Below are 18,556 nucleotides of genomic sequence, written 5' to 3' on the forward strand. Positions count from 1 at the left end.
ATCCGGGCAGCCCTCGCCCCCCTTGCTCTTGTGGTGGTTAATCCGCCCCCCCCCCACGCCGTGACGACGGCGTGTCGCTGTCCCGTATTCACCACAAACGGTCAGCGCGGGATCACTTGCCGCCGTCGTTGAGCAGGGACAGGTCCTGGCGCGCCGCCGGGACCGCGACCGTGCCGCGGTCGTCGGGCAGCGGCTGGATCGTGAACATCGGGATGCCGCCCTGGGGCAGCGCCAGCATCCGGGACGCGTACACCGGCCCGCCCGAGATCCGCTCGACCGTCAGGGCGTATCCGCCCTTGCCCGAGGACGGGTGCGGCGGCTCCACGGCCTGGGTGGTGCCGCCCTTGATGTCGTAGGTCTTGCTGACGGGGCTGCCGCCCCCGCTCCCGGCCGACGCGGTGACCCGCACCTTCGCCGACGCGCTCGGGGCCACCAGGGACAGCGTCGAGCCCTTGGCGCGGTTGTCGGCCGCGGTGCCGGTCCGCTCGATGCTCGTGGTGGCGGGGATGAAGGCCGTCTCCTGGCTGCTCCCCTTGCCGCGCGTGACTCGCAGCGCGGCCACGACCGGGGTGGCCCGGCCCTCCCCGCCCTCCGGGGTGAGCACCAGGGATCCCGCCTCGCCCTTGGTGACGTCCGCGAGGTCGGCCCACGCCGTCATCCCGCTCTTGACGTGCAGCGACTCCTGCCCGGCCGGGGTGATCGAACTGCTGCGCCCGGCGAGCCGCACCTTCAGGTCCGCATCGTCCGAGCCGGGTGCGAAGACGACCAGGCGCACCGAGGTCGCGTCGGCCGGGATGCCGGGCAGCACCACGCTGTCCGACGGCTCGGCCGAGGCGGGGAGCCAGTCGCTGCCGAGTTCCTCATCCACCGCCTGGACGGCCGCCCCGACCCGGCCGGAGCGCGCCGACACCCGGAGGGTCGCGTCCTGCGCCTCCACGTCCGTCAGGGTGGAGAGCAGCACCGGGACGGTGGACCGCCCCGGGACCGTGATCTCCTCTTCGGCCGAGGGCTTGAGCCGCCCGTTCGGGCCGTAGAGCTTGAGGTCCACCTCGGCGGCGTTGTCGTCCGGGTTGGTCAGGTGGACGTAGTCCTGCCGGTCCTTCGCGGTGCTGGTGCCGGGGAACCAGAAGTCCGTGTCGGGGGCGGTGCACGTAGTGCCCAGCAGGCCGCGTCCGCTGCCCGCGGCCACCGTGGTGGTCTGCTGCACGGTCCAGCCGGGCGCGAGCGGGCCGTCGGCGGTGCCGATGAGGGCGGGGGCGTCCGAGCGGTCCGTCTCGGCGGTGACCGGCTTCCCGGGCTCCTTGAGGGACACGACGGGCTTGCTCGCCGTGCCTGCCTGGCCCTTCTGGCCCTTCTGATCCTTCTGAGTGTCCTTCTGAGCGCCGTCGTCCTCCGAGCCCTGGGCGGGGAGCAGCGCGGCGGTCCCCTTCTTGGCGCCCTGGGCGCCCGTGACCTTGGGCGTGAACGCGGTGTAGGTGGTGGTCGCCACGTCCGAGGAGGTGGGCGTCGGGCACACGAGCGCGGAGCGCTCCACGGGCAGCCTGGTGGCGGTCTTGGCCGCCGGCGCCGTGTCGTCGGACGACCCCGCGGTCAGCGAGGCGACGCCGGTGACGGCGGCGAGCGCCGTGACGGCGGCGATCAGGGACAGGGTGGTGCGGTTCATCGCTGCTGCTCGCTCCCGTCGCGGCGGGCCTCGGGCTCGGCGTCGCCGTACGTCGTGTCGCCCTGCTGCTGGGGGTACGTGCCGCCGTCGGCGTAGGGCTGCTGCTGGTCGTAGGCGTACGGGTCGGCGTACTGGCCGCTCGCGTACGGGTCCGCCGGGTACTGGCCCTGGGCGTACTGTCCTTGCGCGTACTGGCCCTGGCCGTACTGGTCGCCCTGGTAGCCGGCCGCGGAGTAGTCGCCGGCCTGGTACTCGCCGCCCTGCTGGTAGCCGGTGCCCTGGTATTCGCCGCTCTGATAGCCGGCGCCGGAGTAGTCACCGCCCTGGTACTGGTCGCCCTGGTACTGGTCCCCTTGCTGCCCGCCGTAGCCCGCGCCGCTCGCGCCGCCCGCGCCCGCGTAAGGCTGGGCGTCCCACTCGCCGTACTGCTGCTGGGGGGGCACCGCCGCGTACGGGTCGGCGGCCGCGGCGGCCTCCTGCCCCGCGTCCGTAACCTCCGGCGGCGCCGGGGGCGCGCCCGGGGCCTCGGGCGCCGGCGTGTCGGTGGTGCGCGCCGCGGGTGCGCCCGCCTCGGGTGCATCCGGCGCTGTCTGCGCCGCCGCCTCGGCGGCGGCCCGCAGCCGGCGGGCCCGACGTCCGTCGCCCGTCAGGTCCTCGGCCGCGACCGCCGCGGCCTCCGCCTCCGGCAGGTCGTCGTCGACCGTACGGCGGCGGCCCGGCAGCGCCAGCACCACCAGGACCAGCGCCAGCAGCCCCTGGGCCCACATCCAGGCGGTGTGTGTGACGGGGGACTCGTAGCTCAGGTCCAGCCGTCCGCCGTTCGCCGGGAGCTCGAAGCCCTGCGCCCAGCCGTCCACGGTCTTCGCCTTCAGCGGCTTGCCGTCGAGCGTGGCCTGCCAGCCTTCCGTCGCCCGGTCGGCGATCCGCAGCACCCGCCCCGCCGGGCCGGCCGGGACGGTGGTGTGCGCCTCGACGGGGCCGGAGGGGACGTTCACCGGGGCGGCCTGGGACCCGGCCGTCGAGCCGCCCTGGCCCCCCGTCTCGGCCGTCTCGCCCGCCTGGGCGCCGGGGACGATGGTGACCCGCGAGATCCGCTGGTCGACCCGCCACAGGGCGCTGCCGTCCTCCTGGCTGAGCCTGGTGAGCCCCGGTGTGGCGTCCAGCACCCGGCTCATCTGGCGCGCCGAGCCCTCGCGCACCACCACATAGCGGATGGCGTAGCCGCCGAGCTGGCCGGTCTGGTCGGCGCCGGAGCCCGCGATCAGGTTGGCCACGACCCGGTCGAGCCTGCGGTCGCCGCCGGCCGCGCCGGTGAGCTCGGCGTCGCCGAGCCGGGCGCCGGAGCCGCGCACCAGGACGTAGTCGGCCTGGGCGCCGTTGCCGTCGAGGACCAGGGTGCGGGCCTGGTCGCGGGTGCTGCTCTCGGCCGCCACGAAGGCCGGGACCTGGTCGGGGTCGCGCCGCCCGACCGGGCCGTCCGCGCCGCTCAGCATCCAGGCCGCGGCGGCCCACAGGGGCGCGGCGGCCGCGGCCGCCGCGATCAGCAGCGCGACCGGCTGGCGCCAGCCGAAGCTCTGCGCGGCAACGCGCTGCCGCGCACCCTCCGCGCCGACCACACCGGCGCTCAGCAGCGCCAGGCCGTAGACGAGGGTCGCGGGCCCGGCCCAGCCGGAGCCGTTGGTGAGCGCGGCGAAGAGGAAGCCGGTGAGCGCCACGGCCCAGGCCGTACGGACCGCCAGCTGCCGCTCGCCGCGCATCAGGGCGGCGAGCGCGGCCAGCACGAAGCCGAGCAGCAGGAGCGTTCCGCCTGCCTTGGGGCCGCCGGGGCTGAGCGCGAGCAGGTTCAGGGCGGCCGCGGAGCCGGTGGTGTAGCCGAGACCGGCCTCGTCCAGGAACCGGCCCGGGTCGGTCAGCAGATCGGCCGACCAGGGCGCGAGCACGGCGAGCGGGGTGAGGACGACCGCGAGGAAGCGCAGCCCGTACGCCGTCAGCTGCTCGGTGCGGCTCTCCGCGAACCGCACCGCGAGCACCCCGAGGCCCAGGAGCAGCGCGATCGGCCAGACGATGGGCGTGAACGCCATGGTGAAGGTCAGCAGCAGCGTGTACGCCCAGGTGGCGCGCCAGCTCGGCCGCTCGCCGTCGCGTGCCCGCTCGCCGAGCCCGAACCCGCTCGCCGCGACCGCGGCGCGGGCCATCAGCGGCAGCACGACGGCGAGCACGGCGGTGCCGAGCCGCCCGCTCGCCAGCGCCCCTGTCGCGGCCGGCAGGAAGGCGTACGCGACGCTCCCCCAGGCACGCAGCAGCCGGGACTCGACGAGCGGCCGGGAGGCGAAGTACGCGGTGAAGCCGGCCAGCGGCACCGAGCAGACCAGCAGCAGGGTGAGGGTGAAGCCGGTGCTGCCCAGGAAGAGCGTGGCGACCGAGGCGAGCACGGCCAGGTAGGGCGGCGCGCTCTGCGTCCCGCCGGTCCCCACCGGATGCCAGCCGTCCAGGTAGCGCGCCCACAGCTCGGAGACGCTGCCGGGCGCGGGCAGCAGCGCGCCGCCCGACAGCGCGCCGCCGCCGAGCAGTTCGCGGCAGGCGATCAGCGAGACGAGCAGCAGGACGGCGAAGAGCACCGGCCCGGGCTTGCCCGCGATCCGCTTCAGCCGGGCGAACTGCTCGACTTCCAGGAAGTCGGCGTCCTCGTCGCCAGGACCGGACTCCACGGCCCCGTGCCGTCCGCCGGAGGACAGCTCGGCATCGGAGCGGCTGCCGAAGTGGCCGGCGATCTGCTCGGCGGTGGCGCGCACCGTGGCGCCGGGCGGCGGGAACAGCGGCCGCAGCTCGTCCTTCTCGACCACGGGCCGCCCGCGCCGCTTCCGCGCGGCCAGGATCTTCTCGGGGCGCAGCAGGGTGCCGAAGAGCCCGGCGACCTCGTCCAGGGCCTGCCCGGGCACCTTGCCCACCAGATACGCGAGGGTGCGCACCATGGTGCCGACCAGCAGCCGCAGCAGTACGTACGGGAGGGCCGACCCGCGGCTGTTGACCAGCAGGGCGTAGACCGCGCCCGCCTTGTCGACGCGGTGCGGGTCGGCGACGGAGCGGCCCACGCAGTCGATGGGCCGCCGCTCGCGGGCGGCGGCCTCGGCGTGGCGCAGCGCGGCGTCCGGCGCGATCAGCACCTGGTGGCCGGCGGCCTGGGCGCGCCAGCACAGGTCCACGTCGTCGCGCATGAGGGGCAGCCGGGGGTCGAAGCCGCCGAGCTCCTCCCACACGTCGCGGCGCACCAGCATGCCGGCGCTGGACACCGACAGCACGGGCCGCACCTGGTCGTGCTGGCCCTGGTCCTGCTCGCGCCGCTCCAGGCCGGTCCAGCGGCGGCCGCTGCGGGCGATGCTGACACCGACTTCGAGCAGCTGCTTGCTGTCGTACCAGCTGCGCAGCTTGGGGCCGACGATCGCGGCGCGCGGGTGGTCGTCGGCGACCCGCAGCAGCTCGGCGAGGGCGTCCGGCGCGGGGGCGCAGTCGTCGTGCAGCAGCCACAGCCACTGGACGGGCTCGCCGTGGGGCAGCTCCGGCATGTCGTACGCGTCGTCGCGCCAGGTGCGGTTGACGGGGTCCCAGCCGCTGGGGCGCTTGAGGTACGGCAGCTCGTCGGGGCCCAGGACCTCGGCGCCCCGGACCGCCTCGGCGACGGCCGTGCCGAAGCCGCTGCGGCGGGCGAGGTGGAGCACCCGGTCGGGGCCGAGGGCGTCGGCCAGCAGCTGCGCGGAGTCGTCGGCGCTGCCGGTGTCGGCGGCGACGACGCTCTGGACGGGCCGCTCCTGGCCGAGCAGCCCGGCCAGCGCGTCGGGCAGCCAGCGGGCTCCGTCATGGGCGACGAGCACGGCGGTGACGACATGGCGGGGGAACTCAGGCGTCTGGGCGGGAGCGGATACCGCCGTCTGGGCGGGCGCAAACGCGGCGTTGGCGGCCGGGTATTGGGCCGCCGGGTGACTGTGCACGGACATCGAGGTACAGGCCCCGGTTCGCTGGACTGCGGTGGACGCGCGCGCCCTTGGCTGCGCCCGCGCGTCTCGGACGGGGCCCCACACTAACGGCTGTGTACACAGCGGTCCGCCTCCCGGCGCCAAGGGACGGGAGACGGACCGCTGGTTCAGGTCTGGTATGGCGTGGGGTCAGACGGCTGCCTTTTTCAGTCGGCGGCGTTCCCGCTCGGACAGACCGCCCCAGATACCGAAGCGCTCGTCGTTGGCAAGGGCGTACTCGAGGCATTCGGAACGGACCTCGCAGGCGAGGCAGACCTTCTTCGCCTCACGGGTGGATCCGCCCTTTTCCGGGAAGAACGACTCGGGATCGGTCTGGGCGCACAGCGCGCGCTCCTGCCAACCGAGCTCCTCGTCCGCCTCTTCGACCAGCAGTTGCTGGAACAACTCGGTCATGTGCGCCCCTCGTCTGTCATTGCGTCCCCATGTCCGCTGCCCTGCCGTCGGTCCGTCGGTCGGTCGGTCGGCGCGTCGGGCAGAAACGACACGAGTGAAATTACAAGTGTGCCGATCCGGGCCAGTCAAGCCGAGATCTGCTATTGAGCCCCTTATTCACTCTGCGGAACCAAGGCGAAGCAGAAAGTGTTCAAATCAGCCTAAAGCCGACACCTACCCCGATCGCCACTCGCGTCCCTTCTCTTACTCACAGAGGAGGACGTCACGAAGGCCGATCCCGTTGCACTCCGGGCGCTCCGGGTGTTGCGCCGTCTGACCGGTTCCCGCCCGGCACAAACCCCTCCGCCCTTCCCTCAACCGGATGAGGTGAAACTTCGCCCACCATCCGGACGTCAAGTTGACACGGGGGTCGGCGACCCGGTCTCCTAGTCCGCATGTCAGTGACCCCCGCGCCCCAGCCGACCCGCAACCACGGGTTCCGCTGCGCCGTGCAGGCTCGCTGTCGCTGTTCCAGCTGTTGATGCCTGTCGACGCCCCTGAGCTCCAGCCATCTCGCGCAGCAGCCGCCTCGCTGAGCCGTCTTACGCAGACGCCTCACACAGCCGTCTTACGCAGCCGCCGCCGCGCGGCCGCCCCCGCGCCCGCCACGCCACCTTCCGCCGAGGACCCCCATGAACAGCGACGTCCAGATCGCCGGTGACCCGCTCGCCATCCCGCATCTGCTGCCGCCCGCACCCGCACACCCCACCACCGTCTCCGCCTTCGCCGGACTGGCCCGCTCCATCGCCGCCGACCGCGCCCGCTGGGCGCCCCTGGTCCAGTACGACGCCACCAGCCGCTGGTACCACCGGCTGCGCACCGGCCCCGGCTACGAGGTGTGGCTGCTCAGCTGGGTCCCCGGCCAGGGCAGCGGGGCCCATGACCACGGCGCGTCCTCGGGCGTGCTGACCGTCCTCGAAGGCGAGCTGACCGAGCGGGTGGGACACGGCGGGCGGCACACCCTGACAGCGGGCGCACAGCGCGTCTTCGCGCCGGGCTATGTCCACGACGTCGTCAACGACGCACTCGAACCGGCCGTCAGCCTGCACATCTACTTCCCCGGGCTGACCGACATGCCGATGCACCCCTCGCAGGACGCGGTGCGAGAACTGGCGGAAGGCCGCGTTCCGGACGCCCCGGACACATTGGATGTCCTAGGCGGCTGAGAGTATGTCCGCATGCGCATTGTGGTTCTGGCAGGCGGCATCGGCGGCGCCCGTTTCCTCCGCGGTCTGAAGTCGGCGGCGCCGGACGCCGACATCACCGTCATCGGGAACACCGGCGACGACATCCACCTCTTCGGCCTCAAGGTCTGTCCCGACCTCGACACGGTGATGTACACCCTCGGCGGGGGCATCCACGAGGACCAGGGCTGGGGCCGGGCGGACGAGAGCTTCGCCGTCAAGGAGGAGCTGGCGGCGTACGGCGTCGGGCCCGAGTGGTTCGGCCTCGGCGACCGGGACTTCGCCACACACATCGTCCGGACGCAGATGATCGGCGCGGGCTATCCGCTGAGCGCCGTCACCGAGGCCCTGTGCGCGCGCTGGCAGCCCGGCGTGCGGCTGCTGCCGATGACCGACGACCGCATCGAGACACACGTCCTGATCGACGACCCCGACGCGCCGGCTGCCGAGGGGGCCGGCGAGGGCCGCCCCGCGCGCAAGGCCGTCCACTTCCAGGAGTACTGGGTGCGGCTGCGCGCCTCCGTGCCCGCCCACGCCGTCATCCCCGTCGGCGCCGAGCAGGCCAAGCCCGCGCCCGGGGTGCTGGAGGCCATCGCCGCGGCCGACGTCGTCCTCTTCCCGCCCTCCAACCCCGTCGTCAGCGTCGGCACCATCCTGGCCGTGCCCGGCGTCCGGGAGGCCATCGCCGACGCCGGGGTGCCCGTGGTCGGCCTGTCCCCCATCGTCGGCGACGCGCCCGTGCGCGGCATGGCCGACAAGGTGCTGGCCGCCGTGGGCGTGGAGTCCACCGCCGCGGCCGTCGCCCGCCACTACGGCTCCGGGCTGCTCGACGGCTGGCTCGTGGACACCGTGGACGCCGCCGCCGTGGGCGAGGTCGAGGCCGCCGGGATCCGCTGCCGCGCCGTCCCGCTGATGATGACCGACGTCGAGGCCACGGCCCGGATGGCCGCGGAGGCCCTGAAGCTGGCCGAGGAGGTACGGGCATGACGCAGGCCCCGACGCACGCGGGCATGACGCAGGCCCCGACGTACCGGGTGTGGGCGCTGCCCGGCATCCCCGAGGTGCGCCCCGGCGACGACCTCGCCAAGCTCATCGCCGAGGCCGCGGCCGCCGAGGGGCTGCCGGGGCTCGCGGACGGCGACGTTCTGCTGGTCACCTCCAAGATCGTCAGCAAGGCGGAGGGGCGGATCGTCCAGGCCGAGGACCGCGAGGCCGCCATAGACGCCGAGGCGGTCCGCATCGTCGCGCGGCGCGGGCGCACCCGCATCGTGGAGACCCGGCACGGCCTGGTGATGGCCGCGGCCGGGGTCGACGCCTCCAACACCCCCGCAGGGACGGTCCTGTTGCTCCCCGAAGACTCCGACGCCTCGGCGCGGCGGCTCCGGGCCGGGCTGCGGGACGCGCTCGGGGTCGAGGTGGGGGTCGTGGTCACCGACACCTTCGGGCGGCCCTGGCGCAGCGGGGTGACCGACGTCGCCATCGGGGCGGCGGGGGTGCGGGTCCTGGAGGACCTGCGCGGCGGCACCGACGCCCATGGCAACGCGCTGAGCGTCACCGTGGTCGCCACGGCCGACGAGCTGGCGGCGGCGGGCGATCTGGTCAAGGGCAAGGCGGGTGGGCTGCCGGTGGCGGTCGTGCGGGGTCTGCCACATGTTGTACGGCCGGCGGACACCGCCGATGCCCCCGCCGCCCCCGGTGAAGACGACGCCCCCGACGATCCCTCCGATCCCGACGACGGGGCCCGGCCGCTGATCCGGGGCGCCGCCGACGACATGTTCCGGCTCGGCACCTCCGAGGCCGTCCGCGAGGCCGTCACCCTGCGCCGTACGGTGCGGGAGTTCACCGACGAGCCGGTGGAGGGCGCCGCGGTGCGCCGGGCCGTGGCCGCCGCGATCACCGCCCCGGCCCCGCACCACACCACGCCCTGGCGGTTTGTGCTCCTGGAGTCGGCGGAGGCGCGGCTGCGGCTGCTCGACGCGATGCGCGAGGCCTGGATCGCGGATCTGCGGGGCGACGGCTTCTCCGAGGAGAGCATCGCCAAGCGGGTGCGGCGCGGGGACGTGCTGCGCAAGGCGCCGTATCTGGTGGTGCCCTGCCTGGTCGCGGACGGCGCGCACGCCTACCCGGACGCCCGGCGCGCCGCGGCCGAGCGCGAGATGTTCGTGGTGGCGGCGGGCGCCGGGGTGCAGAATCTGCTGGTCGCGCTGGCGGGCGAGGGGCTGGGGTCGGCGTGGGTGTCGTCGACGATGTTCTGCCGCCCGGTGGTGCGTCAGGTGCTGGGGCTGCCCGAGGAGTGGGACCCGATGGGGGCGGTCGCGGTGGGCCGCGCGGCGGCGCCGCCCTCGGCCCGGCCGCCGCGGGACGCGGACGCGTTCCTCGTGGTCCGCTAGAAACCCCCTTAGGGGCCGTCCCCCCACGGTCGTACGGGGCCGGGGAACTTCCGTCCGCGGGGGGACGGGGCCGCCCGGCTCGCTGCCTAGGTTCAAGAGCCGTAGGAGAAACCCAGCGGCGAGAGGCGGCAGGCGGCGTGATCGAGGCACGAGGACTCACCAAGCGGTATGGGGACAGAACGGCGGTCGAGGATCTGACATTCACGGTCCGGCCGGGCAAGGTCACCGGCTTCCTGGGGCCCAACGGCGCGGGCAAGTCCACCACGATGCGCATGGTCCTCGGCCTGGACGCCCCCACCCGCGGCCGGGTGACCGTGGCCGGGCGCTCGTACGCCGAGCATCCCGCCCCGCTCACCGTGGCCGGCGCCCTGCTGGAGGCCAAGTCCGTCCACAAGGGGCGTACGGCGCTCGGCCATCTCATGGCGCTCGCGCACACCCACGGCATTCCGCGCCGCCGCGTCGAGGAGGTCGTGGACCAGGTCGGGCTGCGCGAGGCGGCGGGCAGGCGGGTGGGGGGCTTCTCGCTCGGGATGGGCCAGCGGCTGGGCATCGCCGCCGCGCTGCTCGGCGACCCCGGCACGGTCATCCTGGACGAGCCGGTCAACGGCCTCGACCCGGAGGGCGTGCGATGGATCCGTACGCTCCTCCAGGGGCTGGCGGCCGGGGGCCGCACCGTCTTCGTCTCCTCCCACCTGATGAGCGAAATGGCGGTCACCGCAGAGCACTTGATCATCATCGGGCGCGGCAGGCTGCTGGCGGACACCACCGTGGAGCAGTTCGTCCGGAGCGCGGGGGTGGGCGAGGTCAAGGTCGTCAGCCCTGAGGCGGCGCGGCTGCGCGACCTGCTGGCCGCGCCCGGCGTCGAGATCACCTCGGACGCGCCCGGCACGCTCCGGGTCACCGGCGCGGACGGCGAGCACATCGGGCGCACCGCCGCGCACCACGGCATCCCCGTCTACGAGCTCACCCCGCACGCCGTCTCCTTGGAGGATGCCTTCATGGAACTCACCCATGACGCCGTCGAGTACCGCGAGGGGGCCGCCGCATGACCGCCACGGTCGCCTACCGTGTGACGCCCGTGCGCGTGCTGCGCTCGGAGTGGGCCAAGCTGTGGTCGGTGCGTTCCACGGGGATCGCGCTCGGCGCAACCGCCCTGCTGACCGTCGCCATCGGCGCGGTCGTCGGGGCGAACTACAGCTCGGGAAACGGGGACGGGGACGGGACCACCGGGCCGGTGCAGTTCACCCTCCTCGGCATCCAGTTCAGCCAGCTGATCGTCGCTGTCCTCGGGGTCATGGTGGCGGCGGGCGAGTACTCGACCGGCACGATCCGCGCCACGCTCACGGCGGTGCCCCGTCGGCTGCCGGTGCTGTGGGCCAAGGCCGCCGTCTTCGGCGCGGTCGCCTTCGCCACGCTGCTCGCGACCGCCTTCGCCACCTTCGCGATCTCCCAGAGCTTCCTGAACGGCACCGACCAGGAGGCCACGCTGACCGACCCCGGGATCGCCCGCGCCCTGGTCGGCGCGGCGGCCGGGATCGCCCTCATCGGGGTGATCTCGCTCGCGCTGGGCGCCGCCCTGCGCGGCGTCCCGGCCGGGATCGGCGCGTACATCGGCGGGGTGCTGCTCCTCCCGGAGGTGGTGGGCGCGCTGCCGTTCGGCGAGGACGCCGTCGCGTACTTCCCCTCCCGGACGCTGGAGGCCCTGATGGCAACGGGCTCCGAGGCGGGCCTGCTCGCCCCCGGTACTGCGTTCCTGGCACTGTGCACCTGGGTAGCGGTCGCGCTGGGCGCGGCGGGGCTGCTGCTGCGGCGCCGCGACGTGTGACCGGGTGAGGACCGATGGCCTCCGAGTGGTCCCCCGGCACCCTGTCGCTGACCCGCCGCTTCCACCTGGCGGTCCAGCGCGTACGGGACTTCGACGCCCGCCGGCCGCTGGTGTGGGACCTGCTGCTGACGGGCGTACTGGCCCTGGCCGCGCTGGCCGACCTCATCGGTGCGCGGTGGAAGCTGACGGCGCACGGGACGGAGGTGCCGGGCTGGCTGCCGTGGCTGGTGAGCGCCGGGTTCGTACTGCCGGTGGCCTGGCGGCGGCGCAGGCCCCTCGCGGTCATGTGCGTACTGGCGGTGCCGGGGTTCGTCGACTCCTGGACCGGGATCGCTCTGGAGGCCGGGGCGATCCGGATGGCGGTCCTGTACGGGATCGCGGTACGGCGGCCCTGGCCCGAGCTGGTCTGGGCGAGCGCGCTCGCCGCCGCCCAGATCACCGTCTCCGCCGTGCGGTGGCCCGAGGGCGACTTCGACCAGCAGCTCGTGCCGTACCTGATGACGTGCGCGGTCATGGTGCTCGCCGGCATCGCGGTCCGCACCCGCCGCGACTACACGGCCTCGCTGCTGGAGCGGGCCAGGCAGCTTGAGGTGGAGCGGGACCAGCAGGCGCGGCTCGCCGCCGCGGCCGAACGGGCCCGGATCGCCGGGGAGATGCACGACATCATCGGCCACCACCTGTCCGTCATCACCGGCCTGGCCGACGGCGGCTCGTACGCGGCCCGCAAGAACCCCGAGCGCGCGACACAGGCCCTGGAGGCCATCGGCGACACCAGCCGCGAGGCCCTGGGCGAACTGCGCAAGCTGCTGGGCATGTTGCACGACGCGACCGCCGACCTGGCCCCGCAGCCCGCGCTCATGGACCTCGACCAGTTGCTGGGCCGGGTCCGCGAGGCGGGGCTGCCGGTGCGGGTGACCACCTCGGGCCGGGGCGACGCACTCTCCCCCGGCCTCCAGCTCGCCGTCTACCGCATCGTCCAGGAAGCCCTCACCAACACCCTCAAGCACGCCGGCCCCGGCGCGCACGCCGAAGTCACCCTCGGGCACACCCCGCACGGCGTCGACCTCGGCATCACGGACACGGGCTCCGGCGCCGCCTCGGGGGCCCCGAACGGCCCGGACGGCGGCCAGGGCATCCCCGGCATGCGGCAGCGCGCCGCGCTGTACGGCGGCACACTCGACGCGGGCCCGCTGCCCTCGGGCGGCTGGCGCGTACACGTACATCTACCGGCCGAGCGGAGCGGGCAGCAGTGACCACGGTGGCGATCGCGGACGACCAGGCCATGCAGCGCTTCGGCTTCCGGATGCTGTTGGAGAGCCAGGACGACATGGCGCTCGTCGGCGAGGCCGAGAACGGCTCGGCTGCCGTACGGCTGTGCGCCGAACTCCAGCCGGACGTGGTGCTGATGGACGTACGGATGCCCGGCCTCGACGGCATCGAGGCCACCCGCCGCATCGTCGCGTCCGGCGGCCGCACCCGCGTACTGATCCTCACCACCTTCGACCTCGACGAATACGCCCACGCCGGCCTGCGGGCCGGTGCGAGCGGCTTCCTCGTCAAGGACGCCCGCCCCGAGGAACTGCTCGCCGGCATCCGGGCCGTGGCGAGCGGCGACGCGGTCGTCGCCCCGGCCCTGACCCGCCGCCTCCTCGACCGCTACGCCCACCACCTGCCGACACCGGACGCACCCGCCGGAACCGACCCCCGCCTGACGGCCCTCACCGGCCGCGAGCGCGAGGTGCTGACGGCGATCGGCCGGGGCTGGACGAACGGCGAGATCGCGGAGCGGCTGGTCGTCGCGGAGTCCACCGTCAAGACACACGTGGGCCGCATCCTGGCGAAGATCGGCGCCCGGGACCGCGTCCAGGCGGTGATCTTCGCGTACGACACCCGGCTGGTCCGGCCGGAGTAGCGGGCCCGGCCGGAGTAGCGGGCCCGGCCGGAATGGCTCCACGCGTCCTTGCCACCGCCGGGCTCGACGGTTACGTGTCGCCTGCCTTCTTCCAGAGCTGGTACGTGAACTTCGCCCGCCCAAGGGCACCGTCCTCGTAGCTTGCGGCCTCGGCGATCCGGAGGTAGCCGTATCGGCCCTCGGTGGTCTTGACGCAGAGGATCATGCCCTTGGAAAGGTCACTGCCCAGGAATCCAGGGGTTTGGGAACCCTTCCAGTCAACATTGCCGGACTGGCAGTCGGCCGGGCCGGCCGGAGGGCTGTCGTGGGGGTATCGGGCGAGTTCGGTGGAGGCGAGGGCAGCGAGCCTGTTGCGGACGATCGCGAGGTCGGTGCCCGCATTCCCCTCTCCCTGCTGCCCAAGGGACGCGGTATCCAGGTCGACATTCCCGCCAGACGGATCCGGGCAGGTCACCACGGGGGAGTTGGTGCACAGCGCCACATCGCCCTTTTCAAACAGACGCGGCTCCTGGGACGTACCCGTGTGGTCTCCCGATGTGGAGTTCGTCACCGCGAGCACGACCGCGAGCAGAATCGCCATACCGGCTACACCGGCGGCCGCCAGCCGCCAGCGGCGCGAGCGACCTGCCCAGACTGCCGCGACCGCACCTCGGGGCGCCGCACGCCCAGGGGCACCGGCAGGGGACGTAACGGCTGTAGGCCTCTCGGGTACGGGGACGGGGACGGTCGGGCCGGTATCCAGCATCGCCAGCGCCTCGGAGACGGTGGCCCTGGTGGCAGGGGCCTTGTCCAGCAGCCGCGTGAGGAGTCCGGCGAGTTCGCCGGCGTACTTCGGGGGGTCCGGCTCGTGCGCCATGACGGCTGCGACCGAGGCCGTGGGGGTGGCGCGGTGGAACGGGGAGACACCCTCCACCGCGTGGTAGAGGGTGACGCCCAGGGAGAACAGGTCGCCGGCGGGGCTGTCGTCGCCGTGCCCGATCCGCTCGGGCGCGATGTACTCGAGGGAGCCGATCACCCCGCCGGTTGCGGTCAGTGCGGTGTCGGCATCGTGCACGGCGATGCCGAAGTCGGCCAGCAGGACCCGGCCGTCGGCGGCGAGCATCACGTTGGACGGCTTGACGTCGCGGTGCACGATCCCGGCCGCATGCGCCGCCCGCAGCGCTCCCAGGACCGCCTGGGCGATCCTCCATACCTCCGCGGCCGGGACGCGGCCACGTTCGCGGATCTCCCCCTCCAGCGTGTCCCCGGTCACCAACTCCATGACGATCCACGGCACATCGTCTTCCCGCACCACGTCGTGGACGGCCACGATGTTGGGGTGGGTGCGCAGCCGCGCGGCGTTGCGGGCCTCGTGGATGGCGCGGTTCACCCGCTCTGTACGCTCCGCGCCGGACCCGGCCGAGGAGAGCGTGACCTCCTTGAGCGCAACGTCGACCCGCAAACTCTCGTCCCGGGCCTTCCACACTCGTCCGAACCCGCCGGAACCCAATTCGCCGATGAGCCGATAGCGTCCCGCGACCAAGTGGCCCACACGTGTTTCGCTCGCCATCTGTTCCCCCATCGGCCTCGTAGCGGGACCCAGCATGGCATGACCGGCATGGCGGCCAGTGTCTGCGCCGTCCCCTGGTGCGCTTACCGCTGAGCACCAAGGCCGGGTCAGAGTTTCGGCCAATCTCGCTCAGGATCGCGCAGATAATCCCACGCGTGATCGACAATCCGTTGCCATGAGTGCCCGACATGCATACAGTGAGTAGTCACTGTCTTCCGTGGTGCGGGATGGGAGAGGTAATGGAGCGAGCCTGGGAGGCCGACCCCGCGGCCTCGTTCGAGCGGCGCTTAGGGAAGTCCGCCAAGGAGCTGAACGCCACCGGTGGCCGCGACGGGTGCCCCGACATCTGGCAGTTGGACAACGGCGACATCGCGGTAATCGGCCGGGACCTCACGGAGACCTACGCGGCCCGGCTGCCCGACGACGTCAGGATCGCCGCGGATGAGCGACTGGTGATCCTGCCGGGTGCGATGCTGAGCACGGCGAAACCGGATATTCCCGATGCTCGGCCTTGACGGTATCCGCCTCGAAACGTCGCGCGGCGCGCCTCTCGATCTGGACAGCTATCGCCGTGACTTCCGGCAGCGCCAGTGGACGATCGACGGGCAGGACTCATGGAAGCTGGAGCGGTGCCAGCATTTCCGGGAGCCGGGTTTCGCCAGCTGGGAGGCGTTCGACCGCGGCGACTGGCGTGGCGCTCTGAGACTCATCGAGGAAGAGCGCGACTATCTCAGGGAGTTCTCGGAGGAGAACGAGAGGCGCGGGACCACTCTTTTCCGTGTCCGCGTCGTCCAGGAACCACTCACCCCTTATCTCCAGTGGGAGCTGCACCTACTGCGGCTGCGCGCGGAGTGCGGGGAGAGAATCCGAGTGGTGAGCCCGGAGCGCGTCCGGTTCCTGGAGAAGGAGGGGCCGCTGCCGGAGCTGCTGACGCTCGGCGAGCGCACCGTCTACGAGATCCGCTATACGCGGCAGGGCGTTCTGGACGGGGCCATCCACTACTCCGATGCCGAGACCACCGACCGGTGTCGCGCATTCATCAGGGATCTCTACGAGTCGGGCGAGGACCTGATCCCGTACTTCGACGAAAACATAAGGCACCTGCCACCGCCCCATGTGGAGTAGACGATCAGCCGACACAGTGAGCAGCACGGCGAGGACGCGGAGCGCGGGCCGGGGCATGGACCCCATGGCACGCATTCGGAGCTGTCGGGCTCCGCGTCCGACGTCGTCCAGGCGAGAGACATCGAAGGCGGCGTTCACTTCCATGCCGGCGAGCGCCGCTCCGGTTATGACGCGCCGAAACCACGCCAACTCCCCGCCGACGTCCGTGGATTTGTGAATCGCGGCAGTGAGGTGCGGCGGCTCAACACGGTCCTCGACGACCAGTCGCAGGGCGGCGAACCCCTGGTCGTATGCGTCTATGTCATCGCCGGGACCGCCGGGGTGGGCAAAACCTCGCTCACCCTGCACTGGGCGCACCAGGCCGCCCGATCCTTCCCTGACGGCCAGCTGTACGTGAACCTGCGCGGCTACGACCCGGGCTCGCCGGTGACCGCTCATGAGGCGCTGAACCGGTTCCTGGCCGCGCTGGGCGTTCCCGCTCGGGCGATACCGCGGGACGAGGAAGCCGCCGCGGCGCTCTACCGGTCACTGCTGGCCGAACGGCGGATGCTGATCGTCCTCGACAACGCCGCCACGGTGGCCCAGGTGCGCCCTCTGCTGCCCGGTACGGCGGGGTGCCTGGTCGTGGTCACCAGCCGCAGCCGTCTGTCGGGGCTCAGCGTCCGGGACGGGGCCCGCCGGCTGACGCTCGGGATGCTGGACGAGCCGGATGCCGTCGAGCTGCTGTCCGTCGTCACCGCCGACTACCGGACCGAAGACGACGGACAGAAACTCGCCGAGCTGGCGCAGTTGTGCGCCCGGCTCCCGCTGGCCCTGCGGATCGCCGCCGAGCGTGCCGCGAGTCGCCCCTGGACGCACCTCGACGACCTGATACGGGACCTGCGCGACGAATCGTCGCTCTGGGAAGCCCTGAGCGTGGGCGACGAGCCGGAGGCCGACGCCGTACGAACGGTGTTCGCATGGTCCTATCGGGCGCTGACCGCCGAGGCCGCGACGCTGTTCCGACTGCTCGGCCTGCATCCGGGAGCGGCCTTCGGAGTGCCGGCCGCCGCCGCGGTCGCCGGCCTCAGCACCGCCCGGGCCCATCGCCTGCTGGACTCCCTCGCCGGGGCCCATCTGCTGGAACAGACCGCGCCCGACCGCTACGAGTTCCACGACCTGCTGCGCGCCTACGCGACCGACCAGGCCCAGTACGAGGAGACACCGGAGACCCGCGCGGCCGCGGTGCGCCGGGTCCTCACCTGGTACGTACACGCTGCCGACGCGGCCCAGGGGTGGATCAATCCGGGAGAGGCCCACATCCCGCTCACCCCGCTGGACGCCGGTGTCGCCGCCCTGACCTTCGACGGCTATGAGCAGGCCATGGCCTGGTACGAGCTGGAGTCGGCGAACCTGATGGCCGTCGCCCGCCAGGCAGAGGCGGCGGGACTGGACGAGATCGCCTGGCAGTTGGCGGTCGTGCTGCGCGGCATCCATATGCTGCTCAACCCGTTCGAGGACTGGCTGGCCATGGGGCACATCGGCCTGCGGGCCGCGCGGCGGCTCGGTGACCGTGGCGCCGAGGCCGAGATCCTGGAAAGCCTGGGCATGGCCTGCACCCAGTCCCACCGGCTGTCCGAAGCGGCGGACTTCCATGAGGGCGCCCTCGCCATCCGCCGCGAGTGCGGAGACCGGCTGGGCGAGTCGCTCTCCCTCAACGACATCGGCCTGATCCGCCTCAGGGAGCGGCGGTTGAGCGATGCGAAGAGCTATTTCGACGAGGCGCTGACGATCTTCCGGGAGATCGGTGCCCCCCAGTGGGAGGCCGTCGCCCTGGCAAACGCCGCCGAGGTGGCGTACGAACTCGGAGCGGCGGACCAGGCCCGTGACCTCGCCCAAAGCGCCCTGGAGAAGTTCCGCGCGCTGGACAACAAGGGTGGGCAGGGCAACGTCCTTCGGCTGCTCAGCGCCTCCTGTCTGGAACAGGGCGAGCCGCAAGAGGCTCTTGGATACGCGCGGCAGGCAGTGGACATCGCGGTGAGCCATCGCAACACCATGTGGGAGGGGTACTGGCTGCTCACCCTGGGCCGGGCTCAGCAGGCGACCGGCCACGCCGAGGACGCCCTGGCCTCGTACCAGCGGGCCGCCGTCCTCCAGCGGCAGCTCGGTGACCGCTCGCGCGAGGCGCGAGCCTGGCAGGGCGCGGGAGAGGCGTACCAGCAGCTCGAGCGGTTCGACGAGGCGGCCGACTTCCATCGGGCTGCGGCGGCGACGCATCGCGACCTGAGCAACGACTGGCAACTGGCCCTGGCTCTCGACGGGCTCGCCGCCGCGCTGGACGCGGCGGGCCAGTCCGACGAGGCGCGCACGCACTGGTCCGAGGCGCTGACCCTGACAGCCGGCTACGAGGATCCGCGGGCCGCCGAGCTCCGTACCCGGATCGGCCGTGCCCTCGAAGGAGCGTGA

14 protein-coding genes are annotated in these 18,556 nt (G+C 73.1%); 10 read left to right on the forward strand and 4 right to left on the reverse strand.

All coding sequences use genetic code 11. From position 1 onward, the window contains the following. Nucleotides 1–112 precede the first annotated feature (112 nt). The 3 genes from ABTY62_RS41620 to ABTY62_RS41630 all read right to left on the reverse strand — a co-directional run bounded on the left by ABTY62_RS41620 (nt 113) and on the right by ABTY62_RS41630 (nt 6,087). Nucleotides 113–1,663 carry a DUF5719 family protein gene (locus ABTY62_RS41620; protein ID WP_352134583.1) on the reverse strand — a complete coding sequence of 517 codons (1,551 nt, stop codon included), beginning with the start codon at nt 1,661–1,663 and terminating at the stop codon, nt 113–115. Next, the gene (locus ABTY62_RS41625) at nt 1,660–5,655 is read right to left on the reverse strand and encodes a glycosyltransferase (RefSeq protein WP_352134584.1); all 3,996 of its coding nucleotides are present in this window, start codon (nt 5,653–5,655) and stop codon (nt 1,660–1,662) included. The genes ABTY62_RS41620 and ABTY62_RS41625 overlap by 4 nt, the downstream gene beginning before the upstream one ends. Before the next feature lie 168 nt (nt 5,656–5,823). After that, complete coding sequence (locus tag ABTY62_RS41630) at nt 5,824–6,087, reverse strand: WhiB family transcriptional regulator (RefSeq protein ID WP_004952403.1); 264 nt, start codon at nt 6,085–6,087, stop codon at nt 5,824–5,826. Between the two features lie 671 nt (nt 6,088–6,758). Between ABTY62_RS41630 and ABTY62_RS41635 the strand changes: the two genes are divergently transcribed. The 7 genes from ABTY62_RS41635 (at nt 6,759) to ABTY62_RS41665 (ending at nt 13,437) form a co-directional block, all read left to right on the forward strand. Next, a complete protein-coding gene (locus tag ABTY62_RS41635; protein WP_352134585.1) occupies nt 6,759–7,292 on the forward strand; it encodes a cysteine dioxygenase in 534 nt (177 codons plus the stop codon). 12 nt (nt 7,293–7,304) lie between these two features. Further along, nucleotides 7,305–8,297 carry a 2-phospho-L-lactate transferase gene (gene cofD / locus ABTY62_RS41640; protein WP_352134586.1) on the forward strand — a complete coding sequence of 331 codons (993 nt, stop codon included), beginning with the start codon at nt 7,305–7,307 and terminating at the stop codon, nt 8,295–8,297. After that, nucleotides 8,294–9,700, forward strand: coding sequence for a coenzyme F420-0:L-glutamate ligase (locus ABTY62_RS41645; protein ID WP_502997624.1), 1,407 nt, complete (start codon nt 8,294–8,296; stop codon nt 9,698–9,700). Before cofD ends, ABTY62_RS41645 begins: the two co-directional genes overlap by 4 nt. Nucleotides 9,701–9,837: 137 nt before the next feature. Then, on the forward strand, nt 9,838–10,749 hold the full coding sequence (locus tag ABTY62_RS41650; RefSeq protein WP_352134587.1) for an ABC transporter ATP-binding protein: 912 nt from the start codon (nt 9,838–9,840) through the stop codon (nt 10,747–10,749). Next, nucleotides 10,746–11,525, forward strand: coding sequence for an ABC transporter permease (locus ABTY62_RS41655; RefSeq protein WP_352134588.1), 780 nt, complete (start codon nt 10,746–10,748; stop codon nt 11,523–11,525). Before ABTY62_RS41650 ends, ABTY62_RS41655 begins: the two co-directional genes overlap by 4 nt. 14 nt (nt 11,526–11,539) lie before the next feature. Next, nucleotides 11,540–12,778, forward strand: coding sequence for a sensor histidine kinase (locus tag ABTY62_RS41660; RefSeq protein ID WP_352134589.1), 1,239 nt, complete (start codon nt 11,540–11,542; stop codon nt 12,776–12,778). Further along, on the forward strand, nt 12,775–13,437 hold the full coding sequence (locus ABTY62_RS41665; RefSeq protein WP_352134590.1) for a response regulator: 663 nt from the start codon (nt 12,775–12,777) through the stop codon (nt 13,435–13,437). Before ABTY62_RS41660 ends, ABTY62_RS41665 begins: the two co-directional genes overlap by 4 nt. A 70-nt stretch (nt 13,438–13,507) precedes the next feature. Here the strand turns inward: ABTY62_RS41665 and ABTY62_RS41670 are convergent, their stop codons facing one another. Further along, nucleotides 13,508–15,022 (reverse strand): serine/threonine-protein kinase, encoded by a 1,515-nt coding sequence (locus tag ABTY62_RS41670; RefSeq protein ID WP_352134591.1) that lies wholly within the window; start codon nt 15,020–15,022, stop codon nt 13,508–13,510. Between the two features lie 203 nt (nt 15,023–15,225). On the opposite strand from ABTY62_RS41670, the gene ABTY62_RS41675 reads away from it, so the two are divergent. The 3 genes from ABTY62_RS41675 (at nt 15,226) to ABTY62_RS41685 (ending at nt 18,556) form a co-directional block, all read left to right on the forward strand. Next, nucleotides 15,226–15,501 (forward strand): hypothetical protein, encoded by a 276-nt coding sequence (locus ABTY62_RS41675; RefSeq protein WP_352134592.1) that lies wholly within the window; start codon nt 15,226–15,228, stop codon nt 15,499–15,501. Beyond that, on the forward strand, nt 15,488–16,111 hold the full coding sequence (locus tag ABTY62_RS41680) for a DUF6879 family protein (RefSeq protein ID WP_352134593.1): 624 nt from the start codon (nt 15,488–15,490) through the stop codon (nt 16,109–16,111). Before ABTY62_RS41675 ends, ABTY62_RS41680 begins: the two co-directional genes overlap by 14 nt. Nucleotides 16,112–16,324: 213 nt before the next feature. Then, entirely contained in the window at nt 16,325–18,556 is a 2,232-nt protein-coding gene (locus tag ABTY62_RS41685) for an ATP-binding protein (RefSeq protein WP_352134594.1), read from the forward strand.

It is taken from the genome of Streptomyces sp. NPDC097640, from assembly GCF_040302705.1.
Lineage (GTDB): Bacteria > Actinomycetota > Actinomycetes > Streptomycetales > Streptomycetaceae > Streptomyces.

Coding starts and splice junctions, on each gene's coding strand:
- ABTY62_RS41660 (WP_352134589.1), top strand. CDS start 11,540: ATGGCCTCCGAGTGGTCCCCCGGCACCCTGTCGCTGACCCGCCGCTTC.
- ABTY62_RS41670 (WP_352134591.1), bottom strand. CDS start 15,022: ATGCTGGGTCCCGCTACGAGGCCGATGGGGGAACAGATGGCGAGCGAA.
- ABTY62_RS41680 (WP_352134593.1), top strand. CDS start 15,488: ATGCTCGGCCTTGACGGTATCCGCCTCGAAACGTCGCGCGGCGCGCCT.
- ABTY62_RS41635 (WP_352134585.1), top strand. CDS start 6,759: ATGAACAGCGACGTCCAGATCGCCGGTGACCCGCTCGCCATCCCGCAT.
- ABTY62_RS41625 (WP_352134584.1), bottom strand. CDS start 5,655: ATGTCCGTGCACAGTCACCCGGCGGCCCAATACCCGGCCGCCAACGCC.
- ABTY62_RS41645 (WP_502997624.1), top strand. CDS start 8,294: ATGACGCAGGCCCCGACGCACGCGGGCATGACGCAGGCCCCGACGTAC.
- ABTY62_RS41675 (WP_352134592.1), top strand. CDS start 15,226: ATGGAGCGAGCCTGGGAGGCCGACCCCGCGGCCTCGTTCGAGCGGCGC.
- ABTY62_RS41655 (WP_352134588.1), top strand. CDS start 10,746: ATGACCGCCACGGTCGCCTACCGTGTGACGCCCGTGCGCGTGCTGCGC.
- ABTY62_RS41620 (WP_352134583.1), bottom strand. CDS start 1,663: ATGAACCGCACCACCCTGTCCCTGATCGCCGCCGTCACGGCGCTCGCC.
- cofD (WP_352134586.1), top strand. CDS start 7,305: ATGCGCATTGTGGTTCTGGCAGGCGGCATCGGCGGCGCCCGTTTCCTC.
- ABTY62_RS41630 (WP_004952403.1), bottom strand. CDS start 6,087: ATGACCGAGTTGTTCCAGCAACTGCTGGTCGAAGAGGCGGACGAGGAG.